Source organism: Chitinophaga polysaccharea, assembly GCF_902150045.1.
Classification (GTDB): Bacteria; Bacteroidota; Bacteroidia; order Chitinophagales; family Chitinophagaceae; genus Chitinophaga; species Chitinophaga polysaccharea_A.
In genome coordinates this window covers 121,306-135,252 of record NZ_CABFVU010000005.1, presented here as the reverse complement: position 1 = coordinate 135,252, position 13,947 = coordinate 121,306, and the positions used below count along the sequence as shown (strand labels likewise).

Here is a 13,947-nt window from a genome sequence, read left to right as displayed (position 1 = left end):
ACTACTATATCTAAAAATATAAGATCAATATGGCAATCAATCTTCAAAAAGGTCAGCGTATAAATCTCGAAAAAAGCAATGGCGCCAAACTCCAGAATATCTGTGTAGGTATCAACTGGGGCGCTATTGAAAAGAAAGGCCTCTTCGGCTTGTCTAAAACCAAGGAAGCGGTAGACCTGGACGGCAGCTGCGCTATGTTCACAGAGCAGAAACAACTGCAGGAAGTGGTGTACTTCGGTAACCTGAGATCCAAAGACAACGCCGTAAAACACAGCGGCGACGACCTTACCGGCGACCTGAACGGTAACGACGGCCTGGATAATGAAGTGATCACACTCGATTTCTCCCGCCTGGATCCGAACACCAACTACGTGGCGTTTGTACTGAACAGCTTCCGCGGGCACGATTTCGGTACCATTCCCTTTGCTTCCATCCGCATTTACGAGGGCACGCCTTCCCGTGTGAATGAAATATTTGCCACCTACGATATTGCCAGCGGCCCCGGCTTTGCAGGACATGTATCCATGGTGATGGGCGTGTTTTACAAGAAGAACGGGGAATGGAAATTCAACGCGATCGGCGAGCCTACAAAAGATAAAAAATTGCAGGAAACCGTGAATACCGTTGCGCAGAATTACCTGTAACCCTTACTTTTGATACCTGGTATAAAGAAAATATCAATTTATAATCAGATACCTTATGGAAGCAAATCCAAATACTACCGACCAAACACTTCCCCCGGTGCGTCTCGACAAAGATGGCAACGTGGATCTGTCTGTCATTACGCCGGACGATGCGAAGAAATACGGGGAAATAAGTAAATCGCTGGTTACCACCGACGTCAACTCCATCCTGAATTATGGTACGGAAGTACAGAATTCAATGGAAAAATACAGTAACGAGTTCCTGAGCTCCGTGCGTACCTATAATTCCGGTGAAGTAGGCGGATTGATCAACGATCTGCTTACGGAGCTGAATTATATTGATGTGGATGAGCTGAACCAGGGCGCTTTACAGAGCTTTATCTCGAAGATCCCTTTTCTGAAGAAGCTTGTATTTGATGCCAAAAAGCTTTTCCAGAAATACGATACGGTGATCAGCAATGTTGATAAAATCACCAACAAGATCAAGGCCGGCCGGATCAACTCGCTGAAAGACAACAGTTCCCTGCAAACCATGTTTGACAGTAACGTATCTTACATCAAACAAATGGAAGATCTCATTATTTCAGGTCAGCTGAAATACAATGAGCTCAGCCAGCAACTGGCAGAGATGGAAGTGAACGCCGCCAATTACAATGATTATGAGATTGCGGACCTGCGGGATTTTATTACCCGCCTGGACAAGCGGCTGGCCGATATGAAGATTGTACGCTTTATTATGCTGCAATCACTGGCACAGATCAGGCTGGTGCAGAACAACAATACTTCCATTGCGGAAAAAGCGCAGTCCATCGTTTCCACTACCATCCCTGTCTGGAAAAACCAGCTTACCATTGCGGTAGCGCTGCAAAGACAGAAAGCCAACGTGGAAATGCAGCGGAAGGTGTCTGAAACCACCAACACCATTCTCCAGAAGAATGCCGACCTGCTGAAACAAAACAGCATAGAAGTAGCAAAGGAGAATGAGAAAACAGTAGTATCTATTGAAACGCTGAAAAGAACCACCCAATCGCTGATTGAAACGCTGCATGAAGTGAAGAAGATCCACGAACAGGGCACCGAAAGCAGGAAAGTGCTGAACGGTGAATTGAAGACGCTGGAAACAGAGCTGAAGAAAAATGTAACAAACGTTAGCTAACGGGGGATAAATAATGGAGGATAACCTGGCAATAATATTAAATGACTCAAATAAAACCATCAGCAAATTACAGTTGCTGTCCACTTTTTTTGAAGAGGAGATAATATACAAGATCTATCTCCGAAGCCAGGTTGTCCATAAATTATTTGAAACCAATCCTGAACTGGATATTAATAAGCTGGAGCTTTTTCACCTGCAATATACCGCCACGGTAATTGACCTGCTGAGAAAAATAAAGGCCAGCAATGAAAGGAACGTGAGTATTTTATATGATGAGATACAGATCAACAAGGACCTGATTGCCAGTATGAGCGACAGTGTTTTTTCAGAAAAGAATTACCATCTGGATAAACAGAAGCAGTCCCTGAAAATCAATTTATCTTTGCGCAAGCTGTTCCAGGTATTGTCAGACAACTCCGACGACTACCCTTTCTCCAAAAATATCAATGCCTTCAGTGCGCGTTTCTCGCAGGATTTCTATTTTGATATTTCCCCCGACGCGCTCAATGAGCTGATTAAATTCAACCCTTCTGAAGTATACCGTAACAACTCTGCCATCATACAGCGAAAGCTGATGGGATTGTTGTGCAAAATGGATTTCAAAACCGAATTCTATTGCGGGCTTGCTGCCGGCAATTTAGTACTTGAAGTATACCGGTTCCTGAATATGGACCGCTATTTTCTCTTCTTCCCCGCAAAAAATCTCTTCCTGTTCTGCGACCTGTCTACTATTCCAGGCGTTGACTGGACCAATACCCTTTCCAAAAAAGCAAGGCTTATACAGGAATTAACGGATAAGAACGATAACCTGATGAGCCGGGCCAATGTACTGAAAACAGTGATCCCAGATAATGTACAGGCTCTGCTGAAGGAATACTATGAGAAGATCTCCGATGTTGATTTCCTCCAACAGATCGGCCGGTTTGATGTACAGACCAATATCCTGAAAACCATGCTGAACACCAATGTAATTTAAGCAGGTAAACAAAAAGCACCAGTCCGCAGACTGGCGCTTCAGAAACCTTTATTAAACTGACCCGGTGCTTACCGGTAATCTTATTTTTCCAACTTTGCAGAAGGGGTCTTTTTAGGGAAGTTTAACAGTGCCGAAGTAATGATCGGAACAATAAAGATCCCCACGGTTAGGATAGACGTGATAACGTCTGCCTGTGAGCTTTCCAGGAAATGGGTTAAGCCTGATTCCGGGAAGAAGTGCTCATAGATAGAGAGGCTCAGTTTAAGACCGAGGATACCGATAACGATATACGCCGCTCCTTCCAGGAAGGTAAATTTCGTCATCAGCTTTACGAAAGCCTGTGCTACAAAACGCATGGCCAGGATACCGATAAATACCCCGAGGCATACCAGTAATATATTATCGGTAAATGCTACCGCTGCGAAAATATTATCTATGGAGAAGGCCATGTCCATCAGTTCCACAAGCGCCACCGTGGCCCAGAAAGGACCGATCGCACCTACTGTTGCCTTATATAGCCAGTTTTGTCCTTTGTCGATGTTCTCTTCTTCTTTTTCGCCTTCTGCCTTTTTATCTTTCCACCAGCTGAATACCAGGTAAAGGAGATATAGACCGCCCAATGGTTTCAACCACCAGATCTTGATCAGGAAGGACGCAAACAACATAGCCAGGCCGCGGAACACATAAGCGCCCAGGATACCGTATTTAAGTGCACGGTCGCGCTGTTTTTCGGGCAGGTCCATTACCATTGTAGCCAGTACAGCGGCATTGTCTACCGACAGTAAGCTTTCAATAATAACGAGGTTCCCGACAACAATAGCTGAAGGTATTGGGTTGTCAATAATTTGTTGGATTAATTCATTCATTTCACTTTATTTTTTATATAGGTTTCTACTTGTTGGCAATAGTTATTATCACAACTCTTCCTCCTTCTTCTCTCGACAGCAGGAGTCTTTTTCCATCTGTCAGCTCCACCATTGAACCGATGGGAATTTCTTTGTCATCCGTCAGGTCTTTTAAAGAAGTAAGCTGCTGGTTTACCAGCACCCATTTTCCCTGGTGAAAAACAAAATACCCTACCGGTACTTTTTGTGCAGCGGTAAGCCGTTCATTGCGGATGATGTTCCTGTTTACATGCCATTGGAAAAGGTACTGGTTATTATATACCATGAGCCGGTGATTTTCCGGTTTCCAAACAGTTGGTTTAAACTCGTAATACAGGTCCAGCACCGGCAGCGTGCCTTTATGCGGTGTGCCGCAGAAAGGGCATTTGGGCGAATGGGTGTTATCAAAAACGTACCATTTCTGTTCACAGGCGGCATTGCTGCAGGGTTGCATCAGGTCCGTTGTTTTCAACAGCGCCTGTTCCCACATTTCTGCCGGCGGGCGCTCTGTGGGGGTATGCAAACCGGTTACAAACGCCTGGTAGAACAGTTCCTTCAGGTAAGGGCCTGTAATGGTGTATGGCAGCTTTGTTACGTCTGCCCAGGGCAATTCCTTCGGGTTTACCTGGTTCAGTTTAGGCCGGTTGGAAGCATCCTGTGGATGTTCTATGAACAGGGCCTTCTCTCCCATCGACAGCAGGTCGTCTTTCTCTGTGTCAAGATCATGGATCTTCCCTCCTTTCAAGGGATGACGGTACAGCAGGTACATATAGATCATCACTGCCAACGCATGCAGGTCAGTAAGGCGGCTGGGCAGTTTCCTGCCCGGATCTTTCCCGTCCAGGTGCTTGGTGGCCAGCACTTCCGGCGCAATAAAATCGGCGGTGCCGATCACATCAGGCGGAAACAGGCCAGGCACCACCAGGCCATCGATATCAATGATGGCAGCCGATTTGCTCACCGGGTCTACCAGTACGTTTTTATACGATAGGTCCGAATGAGCCAGGCCCGCGGCATGCAGGCGTTTCACACCCCTGGAAATATTCACGCAGATCTGGAAATAACTAAGCCAGTTGCCCAGTTCAGCCTCATCCAGCCGCAGCGTAAATTGTTTATTCCTGAACTTGGGGGAAGCGAACCATTTTCCTTCTTTTTCCTTTCCTTTAATCAGGTCGTTTGATGCATAACCTTTCTTAAAGAAAAAGTTAGCATGATAGCAAGGTACTACAAGGCCTACTTTTTTATCTGCTTCCACCATGTCTGTTGGCCAGCAATAAAGCTCCCGGTAGTAGTCGCCCCCTTCCCTGTTAAAGAAGCTGTTATAATAATCTGTCACAATTTTCCGCAGCCGTTCCCTGGAGGCGAAATCCTGTGCATCACGGTAAAATGCCACCACGTAAGATCTATCCGGGCTGAAGTAAACGTCTTTCATGCCACCCCGCATAGGTTCCCCGTTATCCACGTACTGGTAACTTTTCCCTGCGTTGATGACTGAATTTACCGTTTTTGTGCTCATATAATCCGCATACTTAGCTGATGATCATTAAGGTTCTGTCGTCGTGATTGCCCGGGCTCCAGAAGTCCATCCAGGCAGAAAGCTGGCCGGCGGTTTCCGGTGTATGGGGCGCCAGGTCAACTTTTACATGGTCATCATTCCGGCCGCCGAGGTCTTCCAGCAGTGCTTTCCAGGCAGCCGGTTTCTCCAGGTTGGCTTCTACTTCAAACTTGGGATCATAAATACCGTCAGTCATTAACATCAGGTAAGAGAAATCGGGCACCAGCCTGAATCCGAAGCGGGTAGCAAATGTATCACTTTTAAAGATCTCCTGCATGGTAATAAACCGGGTTCCCCCGCTGAATTCCCCTACATCGAGCTTATTCAGCAATGTCACCTCTGAAAACTCCGTGTTTATCAGGGCTATGGGGCAGTCGCCCACGCCAAAGCTCATGATCACATAACCGGATGCGTATTTTTTTAAAAGTACAAATATAAGCGTGGAATGCAGATCTTTCAACGGCGCCGCGCAGTTTCCGGCAAATTCTTCCAGCTTTTTATGCACGGTGAACGCCGCTTTGCCGAGATTATCGTATACAAAACGGGTGAGCTCTTTCTGTGTTTTATCGTCTGTAGCGGAAGCATGATCTGCAATCAGCGCGTCAAATGTGGCGTTTAGCTCAGGAGTGAGAAGATGTTCAAAATATTCCACCACGGAGTTACAGGCAACACGCGATCCTGCGCGGGACAGCCTGGCGCTGCCGGCTCCGTCGGACATGGCCAGTATGCTCCAGCCTGTATCTGCAAAATGTCTGAAAGCAAAGTCGTCTTCACGGAATGCACCGGTATTGGCATGCGAGCGGCCTCTTTTGGAGGCTACTACCAGCTGTTTATCGCCTAATGAGGCTGTGGCGGTCACGTTGTCTTCTTTCCAGTAAGGATCGGTGCTATCGCTTTCTATATTTTTCCAGAGCGACCTGGGGTTGGGATTGATCACCAGCGGCACTGTTTTTTCATTGAGCGCCGTGGTATCGGTTTCCCCTTCTATGCGGTATTTCAGCACCAGTTTAAAATCGCCGCTTTTCACGGGAGTACCGCTGATCTGTTTCTTATCTGCATCATATTGCAGGCCGGAACCTTCCAGGCCGTCGATATGGAAATAGGTAAAGTCGTTCCATTTCAGTTGCCCGAAGTCCAGTTGCGCCAGGTAAGGCTTTCCTGCCGTAGCATTGGGAATGCTTACGGGCTGTTGCTGAATATCGGCCAACCTGTTTTTAAACTGCCAGGTATCCATTAGTAGTTTTTTGTTTTCCATGATCAGTTTCACTGCCAGCAGGTTCTTTTCGTCATTTACAAATGCGTCGAAAAGGTGCTGCCGGCGACTGTCTACCGTAATATTATTTGCCTTAAACAATTCCTGGATAAAAGACCGTCCCATGTTTATATGTTATAGATTAGCCCTGGGCACGGTTTACATCAAACCCACCTTCACTGATACCATAAGAGGCGGTAGTGCCGCAGGTGGGACAGGTACTCATTTTTTCATCACCTATGCAGTGGATCTGGCCACAGGAGCAAAGGGCAAATCCCCATTGGTTGCCGCAGCAGGGACAGGTGGGGTTACCGATCAGTTCCTCGCTGTTGATGCTGGCAGGCTTTACATTATCATCAGACAGTTCCCGGTAGTTTTTATCTACCTGGAAAGCGCCTACCAGCTTATAATACAGCCGGCTAAGATTCAGCCCGTATAATTCCGCGTCCTGTTCCGCACGGCGGTACTTGATGAGATAATCGCGCTGCATATGCTGGCATTTCCCTACCATTACCACGAAGTTGCTGTCTGTATAACCACGTGGGGGCACAGGTTTTGAGAGATCTATTTTCGACAGTGTATCTGTGTCGTGTATTTTCGATAACTCAAATCCCGATGCATTTTTCTCCACGCTTTCGCTGCTGGTTTTAATGGAATCGGTGATCCATTTGAAGAATTGTTTGTAAGCGGCGGGGGAACTGTTTTTAAAATGCACCACATTTTCCGTAAGCTCTTTCAGCACATTGGTATCTGCCTCATCGCCAAAAGAAACGGCCACCATATTGGCGCTGCGCTGCCAGTTCTGTTTCCATTCCGCGATAGCGGCGCTGGTATCATCCGTAGGCACTCCATCGGTGAACAGGAAAATGATCGGCTTCCAGTCGCCTTTCACTTCGTAAGTGGTTTTCACCTGGTTCTTCCTCAATTCATACATCAGGTGTCCCAGGCCCTTACTTAAAGAGGTGCCGCCGCCAATGGGGAAACGCGGCGGGTAAAAGTTGATGATTTCCTGTAGGGGCACCAGTGTTTTCGCCTGGCCGGCAAAAACGATGATAGATACCCAGGCTGTTTCTATGGCATAGGGATCTGTTTTCAGTGCCTGGATGATTTGTCCCAGGCCCTCTTCCACCTGCTGGATGGGCTCTCCTACCATTGATTCGGAGACGTCTATCAGGAAATAAACTGGAAGTCTTCTCATTATCCAAAATTTACAGAAGTGATATAAACTGTACCCGGACCGCTAATCTTGAGCATACTTAACCCTTCTCCGCCCAGGAGGTTATTTCCCGAGAAATGGGACGACATCCGGTTTACCATATCGGCATTCATGCAGATGAAACTTTTTTCATCTACAAAAACGGTTTGTCCCGGTGCGAGATCCAGTGTAATGGGCGTGCCCACCACATCTAAAAAAACAGTACAGAACCCTGTTACTTTCTGCATAATGAGGCCTGTTCCGCCGATCAGGGAAGTAAGGTTCATTTTTACATCAATATCAATTTTATCGGAGGAGGCCACGTAAGCGCCTGCTTTACAAACAATGCCGGTAGTGATCTGTTTCAGGTTAACCGGCAACAGCCCTACTTTACCTGCCACCACCAGTTTCCGCGGATCCAGGTTGGTATTGCACAACTCTACCTGGAAGATGCTTTCACCGGTTAATTTTCTTTTAATCAGCCCGGCTACACCTTTATCGAATACATTGACCTTTGAAGTAATTCCTTCTTCATAATAGATCAGTGCGCCTTTTTCACAAAAAAATTTTTCCTGCTGGGATAACTCCACTTCGAGACATTTAAAATCATGCCCGATCAATTTTACATTCATTCTTTTTATTATCAGATGACTAAATTCACTTCGCCCGGGGGCGGCGGCAGTGTTACCTGTTCCGAGGTGCCCATGCTTTTATTTCCCTGCTCTATGGTATCTGATACCCACTTAAAGAATTGTTTAAGTGTGGCGCTGTCGGCCGTGTCGAGATGAACAACGGTATCGGTCAGTTCTTTCAGCATACCATCGTCTGCAGCCTTTCCTGCGGCGCACCCCACAATGGTGGCGAAGTTCAGGCTTTTCACCAGCGGCACCATTTTGCGGTACAGCTGCAGATCCGAGGGTTTACCATCGGTAAAGAGGAACAGTAAAGGGCGCCAGTCGCCTTTTTGCGTTGGGGTACCTTTGCGCACTTCGCTGTTTACTTTTGCATAGAGAAATTCCAGGGCATATCCTGTGTGTGTTGGACCGCTTTGCGGGCAGGTGATTTCCGGCAGTTGGAAACTGGCCAGTTCTGTGAGCGGCATCAGTTCTTTTACCTCGCGGTCGAAAGTGATGATGCTGAGCCACAGGGAATCCATTGCCTGAGGATCCATCCGCAGGGTATTTACCATGCCGCTCAATGCGTTGTTAAGCGCCTGTATGGGCTCGCCGTACATTGATCCGGAGGTATCCAATAAAAAAAATACCGGTAGTCGTCGCATGTCAAAATATTAGTTTCTTAAACCACAATATTCAGTTCCGCTGGTGGTGGCGGGAGCTCGTTAAGCCCTATCACTTCCTTGCCGGTGTCTTCCACTCTTGTAGAAGTAACGCCGATGGAGGCAGTTACCCATGTAAAGAAGCGGGCAATGCTCTGGCTGTCTGTAGTATCGAGGCTCAGTACATTTTCCGTTATCTGTTTCAGCACGGTGGTATCTGCACCGGAGCCGGCTGCGCAGGCAACGGTGTAGGCAACTTTGCGTTGTTTGAATGCAGCCAGGCCGCTTTGCCAGTTATCAGTAGGAATGCCGTCGGTCATAATGAATACGAGGGGTTTCCAGTCGCCTTTCTGCTCGGTGGTGGTTTTAGCCACTTCCCGGTCGATACAGCTACTTACCAGTTGCAATGCTTCTCCCAGGGCGGTAGTGCCGCCTGCCTTTATATCTGCCACCTGGAAAGAGGCGAGATCTGTGAGTGGCACTATCTGTCTTGCAGCGCTATCAAAAGTGATGATACTGATAAATGCGGTTTCAATGGCCTGTGGGTTCTGACGTAATGAATTGATCATTATCTGTACCCCGTTTTTCACTGCCTCAATAGGTTCTCCATTCATAGAACCGGAAGTATCTAACAAAAGATACACGGGTAATCTTCTCATACTGCATTAATTTAATACCAATGATGGCGTGTTGAAAAGGGTAACATTCCATCCTGCGGCACATATTGTTCCGCAGGATGGATTTATGCTGAATATAGGTGTTTTTGTTATCAGGAGTAGGTTAACTTCTTTAATTCATCCACGAAGCTGTCGGACGGATGCGGATTACCGATGGCCCTGAATTTCCAGGCGCCGTCTTTACGATAGATCTCAGCAAATGTCATAGAGCACATACCGTTGTAGGTACTGTCGCCCGACAGGCTGAACTTCGCTATTTCCTTTCCTTTTTTATCTACTGCGCGGATAAATGCGTTCCCGATCATTCCAAAGTGCTGGTTATTGGCGCGCCCGTTATAGATGGTTACCATAAACAGGATCTTGTCGTATTTGCTTTCCATCTGATCCAGTTTAATGATGATCTGTTCATCATCGCCGTCGCCTGCGCCGGTGCGGTTATCGCCGGTTAACCAGATATTACCGGAGGGGTGGCGCATAGAATTGAAGAAGATCACATCTCCCTCATACAAACCCACGGATCTGCCATCCCTTGTTTGCACGGTTCTGCCGAGGTTGGCTACTTTCCCATTGCTGTCGAGCAGCATAGCCACTGCATCCAGGTCGTATTCTTCTTCCTTTTTTTCGGTGCCGAAAAGTTTCCCGAGGAAGCCGCCTTCTTTGGCTTTGGTTTGTCTTACATCCCAGCCTAATCCGATGGTGACTGTCGACAAGTCAAATTCTTCTCCTTTATCGTTTTTACGCAGGTCAATCGTCTGACCTTTTACCAGGTTAATAGCCATAGGTGATGGTTTATCAGGGGGTTATTTAATAATCTGACCTTTAAAATATTTGGATAAGAAGTAAGCCAGATCTTCCCTGTAGCCGATACCGGATGCTTCAAATTTCCACTTGCCATCTTTCAGGTACAACCGTCCGAACTCCACACCTGTTTCAATAGAGAAATCTTCTCCCAGTTCATATTTTGCAATTTCATTGCCGTTGGAATCATCTACTATACGGATATATGAATCCCTTACCTGTCCGAAGTTCTGTCGCCTGCTGATGGCTTCATGGATGGTTACCACGAATAAGATTTCCCTTACACGGGGATCTATTTTGGTAAGATCTACCTGGATGGTTTCATCATCGCCGTCTGCACTGTTTCCACCGGTAGGATCATCACCGGTATGATGTAAAGCCCCATCCGGGGAATCGGTATTTCCATAGAAAATAAAAAATTCTTCCTGGATAATGTGCCGGGTTTCATCGATCATAAATGCGGAAGCGTCCAGGTCAAAATCTGAACCTGTGCCTTCATTAGGATGCCAGCCCAAACCAATACTGATTTTGGAAAGGCCGATATCGATCCGTTGTCCTTTTTGTAAGTTAATCGCCATTATTTAAGATTTAAACCTGGGGTAATATAGCATATTTATTGCATAGTATGTATAGCAACAGCCTTCCCTGGGATTAACCAACTTTTCAAGTTAACAATGTTGTTTGATTTTCAGTAATAGAACAGGCTATGGCACGTTTAATAACGTTTCATTATTTTCACGAGCATATCTGCAATAACAGCAAATCCTTTATCTGAAAGATGCAACCCGTCGTAGGTCATATCGATGGCAGATACCGGGTACGGATATTCATCTGTACCGGGATGAAAAGGAATATCCTTATAATCCGGCCACTGATAATCCCTGTATTTCCCCGTGGCGGGGTCTTTCAGGCGTTTATACTTTACCATATTTCCCAGGGTGATGCCGCTGTTATGATACAGGTCCAGTTTTTCTATGGCATCAGCTATACCGCCGGAGGTCCAGCCGTTGTAACCTTTATTGATATAGTGTATATGCGGCAGCTTTTCGGTTACCCTTGTCATGTATCCTTTGGTGATCCGGTTCCCGGTTTCATCGCGGTGCTCATTGAGATAGGTGATGGAATCGCCGATAGCCACCCAGGTTATTTTCCGGGGTGGAAAAGCGGTAACTGTTATTGCTATTGTTATTGCGATAAGAAAGCCTGTCAGCCATTTCTTCATGCGGGTATATTTTTTCAGGGACTGAAATTAATCATATTCGTTAAAAGCCGGGGAAATTTATAGCTGGACTACTACCCGATTATAAACTGGACTATCCTGTTCAACGGGGTCTGCGTTATTTTTGCGTATCAAAAATTATTACATGATGACTATCAAGCAGGATATATCCCAACTCTTTTTACGCGTAGGGTTAGGCGCCAGTTATCTGTGTGCGGGGCTCGACAGGTTGGGTGCATGGGGGCCTCCGGGCGCATCACATGTGAGTTGGGGCGACTGGCAGCATTTTATGCAATATGCTGCTCAGCTGATGTTCTTTCTCCCCTATTCAGTAGCGGAAATTTTTGCGGGGATAGCTTCCGGGGCAGAAATAATTTTTGCTATTCTTCTGATCACCGGTTTCCGGACGCGATGGGCCGCTATTGGCAGCGGTGTATTACTGCTTGGTTTTGCACTGGCTATGACCATAGCGCTGGGAATAGCTGCACCGTTGAATTATTCTGTGCTCACTGCCAGCGCCGGTAGTTTTTTATTGTCCACCTTACCGGCATACCGCTGGAGTATAGACGGGATAAGGAAAAGCGCTTAGTCACGTTTCCCTTTGAAGTAAGCAAATATTGCCATGGCATGGCCGTGCCCCAGTTCGTATTCTTCTTTCAGCCAGGTTACAATTTCGCCTGCTTTTACCGCCAGTTCGCCGTTCCGGAGAAATTTTTTCTTCTCTGCCAGCTTTTTAAATCGGCTGCGGTTTTGCCCGTCTTTGTTTTGATATTGTCTAAATAAGCCTGGAATGACATAATGTTTGTTTTTTTAATGATCCTGTGAGAAGTATCTCTTAAAACAAAATTACTCATTCAGGTAAACATACAGGGGCGACAATACCGGGGTGATTTGCGGCTTCTTTTCCAGGGTTGTTTTTTTTGTTGCCCCCATGATCCACCTGGCCAGCCAGTTCATTTTCTTAATGCGGCAATTGTGAAAAGCAGACATCTGCCACTGGCCTTCCGGGTTTTTCAACCATACTGTAGTGTTCACCGACTGGCGGCTTTCAGGTACCTTCTTCTGCCAGCGGAAACGGATAGCGCCGGTAGCTATTACCAACGCCACATTTTCATCGAGGAAACGCACCTGTCGGATATGGCCATGCAGCCTGGCTCCCTTGAATATAAAATTGTTCATCAGCTGCTCGTGCGTTGTAATATATTCCTCCCGTCCCTTTAAGTGCATGCCATTAAATGTAATATAGTCGCAATCTTCTGTGAGATGTACCGAAGCGCCCCGGAAATCCAGCGTCCGGAAAGCGTGATAGAGGGCATTGTTGGCCGCTTTGATCGCATTCAATTCATATGCTTCATTCATACGATAATGGTTTTGAATATGGATACGAAAATAGGTGGTTGCCTTACCACCGCCTAGTACAAATGGGTTAATGGCAGCATCATGCCGGTAAAAGCAAGTTTTTTACCGGTAGAAACAAAAAGAAGCTGTCTCAAAAGTAATTTTGAGGCAGCTTCTTTGTTTATATATTGTCCTGTTTTAATCAGGGCTTTTCTCCGGGATTATTTTCCGACGGAGGCAAAGCAGGAGCATCTGTTATTTCATTGGAACTACCCGGTTCACCATTACCATTGGCTTCATCCGGCTCGCCTGCCCCTGTTGTAAAAGCAACGCTTTCCTTTTCCGCTTTCTTCCGGCTGAAAAGACGTTTAAAAGATCCGAGCAGCGCTATAAATCCGAGTGCTATAAATTTCCACCCGGCAGCGAGATACTTCAGCAAAATAGCAAAGAAACCTACCTTCGCCAGTACCTTACCTGCCACTAACCCGCCGATAGACCAAGCCGCCACGTTATCCATTTTAGGATCAAAATCAAAATAAGTATTTCCCTGCGTGAAGGTAGCCATGTGCAATACCTTATTGATATCTGCTTTCACCAGCGGGAGCTCGCTCATTTTACAAACGGCGTTGAGCGATAATACGCCATGGCGGCCCAGGATACGGATTTCATAGTTCAATGTGTGCCCACCTTCCTGGTCGTCGAAACGGATCTCCTTTGCCCAATGCAGTACTTTATTTTGCTTATCGTAGAAAGGCTGCTGCGCCCATCCAATCAGGTGGATACCCGGGTAACCCTCTTTAGCGCGTGCTTCATTGGTTTCCTTCTCTCCTTCCTGCATGTTCTTCATCATTTCACTATAATCAATCTTTTCCGCGTCATCGTCTTTTACATAGCCAATATCTTCAAATTCGATAATAAAGGCATAGCCCGGCGGGGAGATTAAAGTACGCCATGACTTTCTACCCCTTATTATTTTT

The 13,947-nt window shown here is 46.4% G+C and carries 17 protein-coding genes; 4 read left to right on the top strand and 13 right to left on the bottom strand.

Going from position 1 to position 13,947, the window contains the following annotated elements; translation table 11 throughout:
- Positions 1–29: 29 nt before the first annotated feature.
- The 3 genes from FN124_RS28600 to FN124_RS28590 are packed head-to-tail and all read left to right on the top strand — an operon-like array spanning position 30 to position 2,776.
- The gene (locus tag FN124_RS28600; protein WP_142688217.1) at positions 30–644 is read left to right on the top strand and encodes a TerD family protein; all 615 of its coding nucleotides are present in this window, start codon (positions 30–32) and stop codon (positions 642–644) included.
- A gap of 55 nt (positions 645–699) precedes the next feature.
- Positions 700–1,800, top strand: coding sequence for a toxic anion resistance protein (locus FN124_RS28595; RefSeq protein WP_142688216.1), 1,101 nt, complete (start codon positions 700–702; stop codon positions 1,798–1,800).
- A gap of 13 nt (positions 1,801–1,813) precedes the next feature.
- The gene (locus tag FN124_RS28590) at positions 1,814–2,776 is read left to right on the top strand and encodes a hypothetical protein (RefSeq protein WP_142688215.1); all 963 of its coding nucleotides are present in this window, start codon (positions 1,814–1,816) and stop codon (positions 2,774–2,776) included.
- 80 nt (positions 2,777–2,856) lie between these two features.
- Here FN124_RS28590 and FN124_RS28585 read toward each other — a convergent pair whose 3' ends face one another.
- The 10 genes from FN124_RS28585 to FN124_RS28540 form a co-directional block, all read right to left on the bottom strand.
- Positions 2,857–3,642 carry a MeeY/MeeF family manganese export membrane protein gene (locus FN124_RS28585; RefSeq protein WP_142688214.1) on the bottom strand — a complete coding sequence of 262 codons (786 nt, stop codon included), beginning with the start codon at positions 3,640–3,642 and terminating at the stop codon, positions 2,857–2,859.
- A 25-nt stretch (positions 3,643–3,667) separates the two neighbouring features.
- A complete protein-coding gene (locus FN124_RS28580; RefSeq protein ID WP_142688213.1) occupies positions 3,668–5,176 on the bottom strand; it encodes a helix-hairpin-helix domain-containing protein in 1,509 nt (502 codons plus the stop codon).
- Between the two features lie 13 nt (positions 5,177–5,189).
- Positions 5,190–6,593, bottom strand: a complete 1,404-nt coding sequence (locus FN124_RS28575) for a PP2C family serine/threonine-protein phosphatase (protein WP_221887950.1) — start codon at positions 6,591–6,593, stop codon at positions 5,190–5,192.
- Between the two features lie 16 nt (positions 6,594–6,609).
- The gene (locus tag FN124_RS28570; RefSeq protein WP_142688211.1) at positions 6,610–7,665 is read right to left on the bottom strand and encodes a TerY-C metal binding domain-containing protein; all 1,056 of its coding nucleotides are present in this window, start codon (positions 7,663–7,665) and stop codon (positions 6,610–6,612) included.
- Positions 7,665–8,294 (bottom strand): AIM24 family protein, encoded by a 630-nt coding sequence (locus FN124_RS28565; protein WP_142688210.1) that lies wholly within the window; start codon positions 8,292–8,294, stop codon positions 7,665–7,667. The genes FN124_RS28570 and FN124_RS28565 overlap by 1 nt, the downstream gene beginning before the upstream one ends.
- Positions 8,295–8,305: 11 nt before the next feature.
- A complete protein-coding gene (locus FN124_RS28560; RefSeq protein ID WP_142688209.1) occupies positions 8,306–8,941 on the bottom strand; it encodes a vWA domain-containing protein in 636 nt (211 codons plus the stop codon).
- A 17-nt stretch (positions 8,942–8,958) separates the two neighbouring features.
- Positions 8,959–9,597, bottom strand: a complete 639-nt coding sequence (locus tag FN124_RS28555) for a vWA domain-containing protein (protein WP_142688208.1) — start codon at positions 9,595–9,597, stop codon at positions 8,959–8,961.
- Between the two features lie 110 nt (positions 9,598–9,707).
- Positions 9,708–10,394 (bottom strand): TerD family protein, encoded by a 687-nt coding sequence (locus FN124_RS28550; protein WP_142688207.1) that lies wholly within the window; start codon positions 10,392–10,394, stop codon positions 9,708–9,710.
- A 21-nt stretch (positions 10,395–10,415) separates the two neighbouring features.
- Positions 10,416–10,991, bottom strand: coding sequence for a TerD family protein (locus FN124_RS28545; protein ID WP_142688206.1), 576 nt, complete (start codon positions 10,989–10,991; stop codon positions 10,416–10,418).
- Positions 10,992–11,128: 137 nt separating this feature from the next.
- A complete protein-coding gene (locus FN124_RS28540) occupies positions 11,129–11,635 on the bottom strand; it encodes an SGNH/GDSL hydrolase family protein (RefSeq protein ID WP_142688205.1) in 507 nt (168 codons plus the stop codon).
- Between the two features lie 142 nt (positions 11,636–11,777).
- On the opposite strand from FN124_RS28540, the gene FN124_RS28535 reads away from it, so the two are divergent.
- A complete protein-coding gene (locus FN124_RS28535; RefSeq protein ID WP_142688204.1) occupies positions 11,778–12,221 on the top strand; it encodes a DoxX family protein in 444 nt (147 codons plus the stop codon).
- On the opposite strand, the gene FN124_RS31860 is transcribed toward FN124_RS28535, so the two are convergent.
- The 3 genes from FN124_RS31860 to FN124_RS28520 all read right to left on the bottom strand — a co-directional run bounded on the left by FN124_RS31860 (position 12,218) and on the right by FN124_RS28520 (position 13,910).
- Positions 12,218–12,361: a DUF4287 domain-containing protein gene (locus tag FN124_RS31860; protein WP_376765857.1), complete on the bottom strand. Its 144-nt coding sequence runs from the start codon at positions 12,359–12,361 to the stop codon at positions 12,218–12,220. The two genes, FN124_RS28535 and FN124_RS31860, sit on opposite strands and share 4 nt — an antisense overlap.
- A 117-nt stretch (positions 12,362–12,478) precedes the next feature.
- On the bottom strand, positions 12,479–12,991 hold the full coding sequence (locus FN124_RS28525; RefSeq protein WP_142688203.1) for a YybH family protein: 513 nt from the start codon (positions 12,989–12,991) through the stop codon (positions 12,479–12,481).
- Positions 12,992–13,172: 181 nt separating this feature from the next.
- Positions 13,173–13,910, bottom strand: a complete 738-nt coding sequence (locus FN124_RS28520) for a DUF2167 domain-containing protein (RefSeq protein WP_260607623.1) — start codon at positions 13,908–13,910, stop codon at positions 13,173–13,175.
- Between the last annotated feature and the right edge of the window lie 37 nt (positions 13,911–13,947).

What these genes read in the sequence shown, in the direction of transcription:
- FN124_RS28565 (WP_142688210.1), bottom strand. Translation starts at nt 8,294, where the DNA reads ATGAATGTAAAATTGATCGGGCATGATTTTAAATGTCTCGAAGTGGAG.
- FN124_RS28585 (WP_142688214.1), bottom strand. Translation starts at nt 3,642, where the DNA reads ATGAATGAATTAATCCAACAAATTATTGACAACCCAATACCTTCAGCT.
- FN124_RS28570 (WP_142688211.1), bottom strand. Translation starts at nt 7,665, where the DNA reads ATGAGAAGACTTCCAGTTTATTTCCTGATAGACGTCTCCGAATCAATG.
- FN124_RS28535 (WP_142688204.1), top strand. Translation starts at nt 11,778, where the DNA reads ATGATGACTATCAAGCAGGATATATCCCAACTCTTTTTACGCGTAGGG.
- FN124_RS28595 (WP_142688216.1), top strand. Translation starts at nt 700, where the DNA reads ATGGAAGCAAATCCAAATACTACCGACCAAACACTTCCCCCGGTGCGT.
- FN124_RS28590 (WP_142688215.1), top strand. Translation starts at nt 1,814, where the DNA reads ATGGAGGATAACCTGGCAATAATATTAAATGACTCAAATAAAACCATC.
- FN124_RS28575 (WP_221887950.1), bottom strand. Translation starts at nt 6,593, where the DNA reads ATGGGACGGTCTTTTATCCAGGAATTGTTTAAGGCAAATAATATTACG.
- FN124_RS28545 (WP_142688206.1), bottom strand. Translation starts at nt 10,991, where the DNA reads ATGGCGATTAACTTACAAAAAGGACAACGGATCGATATCGGCCTTTCC.
- FN124_RS28525 (WP_142688203.1), bottom strand. Translation starts at nt 12,991, where the DNA reads ATGAATGAAGCATATGAATTGAATGCGATCAAAGCGGCCAACAATGCC.
- FN124_RS28540 (WP_142688205.1), bottom strand. Translation starts at nt 11,635, where the DNA reads ATGAAGAAATGGCTGACAGGCTTTCTTATCGCAATAACAATAGCAATA.
- FN124_RS28555 (WP_142688208.1), bottom strand. Translation starts at nt 9,597, where the DNA reads ATGAGAAGATTACCCGTGTATCTTTTGTTAGATACTTCCGGTTCTATG.
- FN124_RS28560 (WP_142688209.1), bottom strand. Translation starts at nt 8,941, where the DNA reads ATGCGACGACTACCGGTATTTTTTTTATTGGATACCTCCGGATCAATG.
- FN124_RS28550 (WP_142688207.1), bottom strand. Translation starts at nt 10,394, where the DNA reads ATGGCTATTAACCTGGTAAAAGGTCAGACGATTGACCTGCGTAAAAAC.
- FN124_RS28600 (WP_142688217.1), top strand. Translation starts at nt 30, where the DNA reads ATGGCAATCAATCTTCAAAAAGGTCAGCGTATAAATCTCGAAAAAAGC.
- FN124_RS28580 (WP_142688213.1), bottom strand. Translation starts at nt 5,176, where the DNA reads ATGAGCACAAAAACGGTAAATTCAGTCATCAACGCAGGGAAAAGTTAC.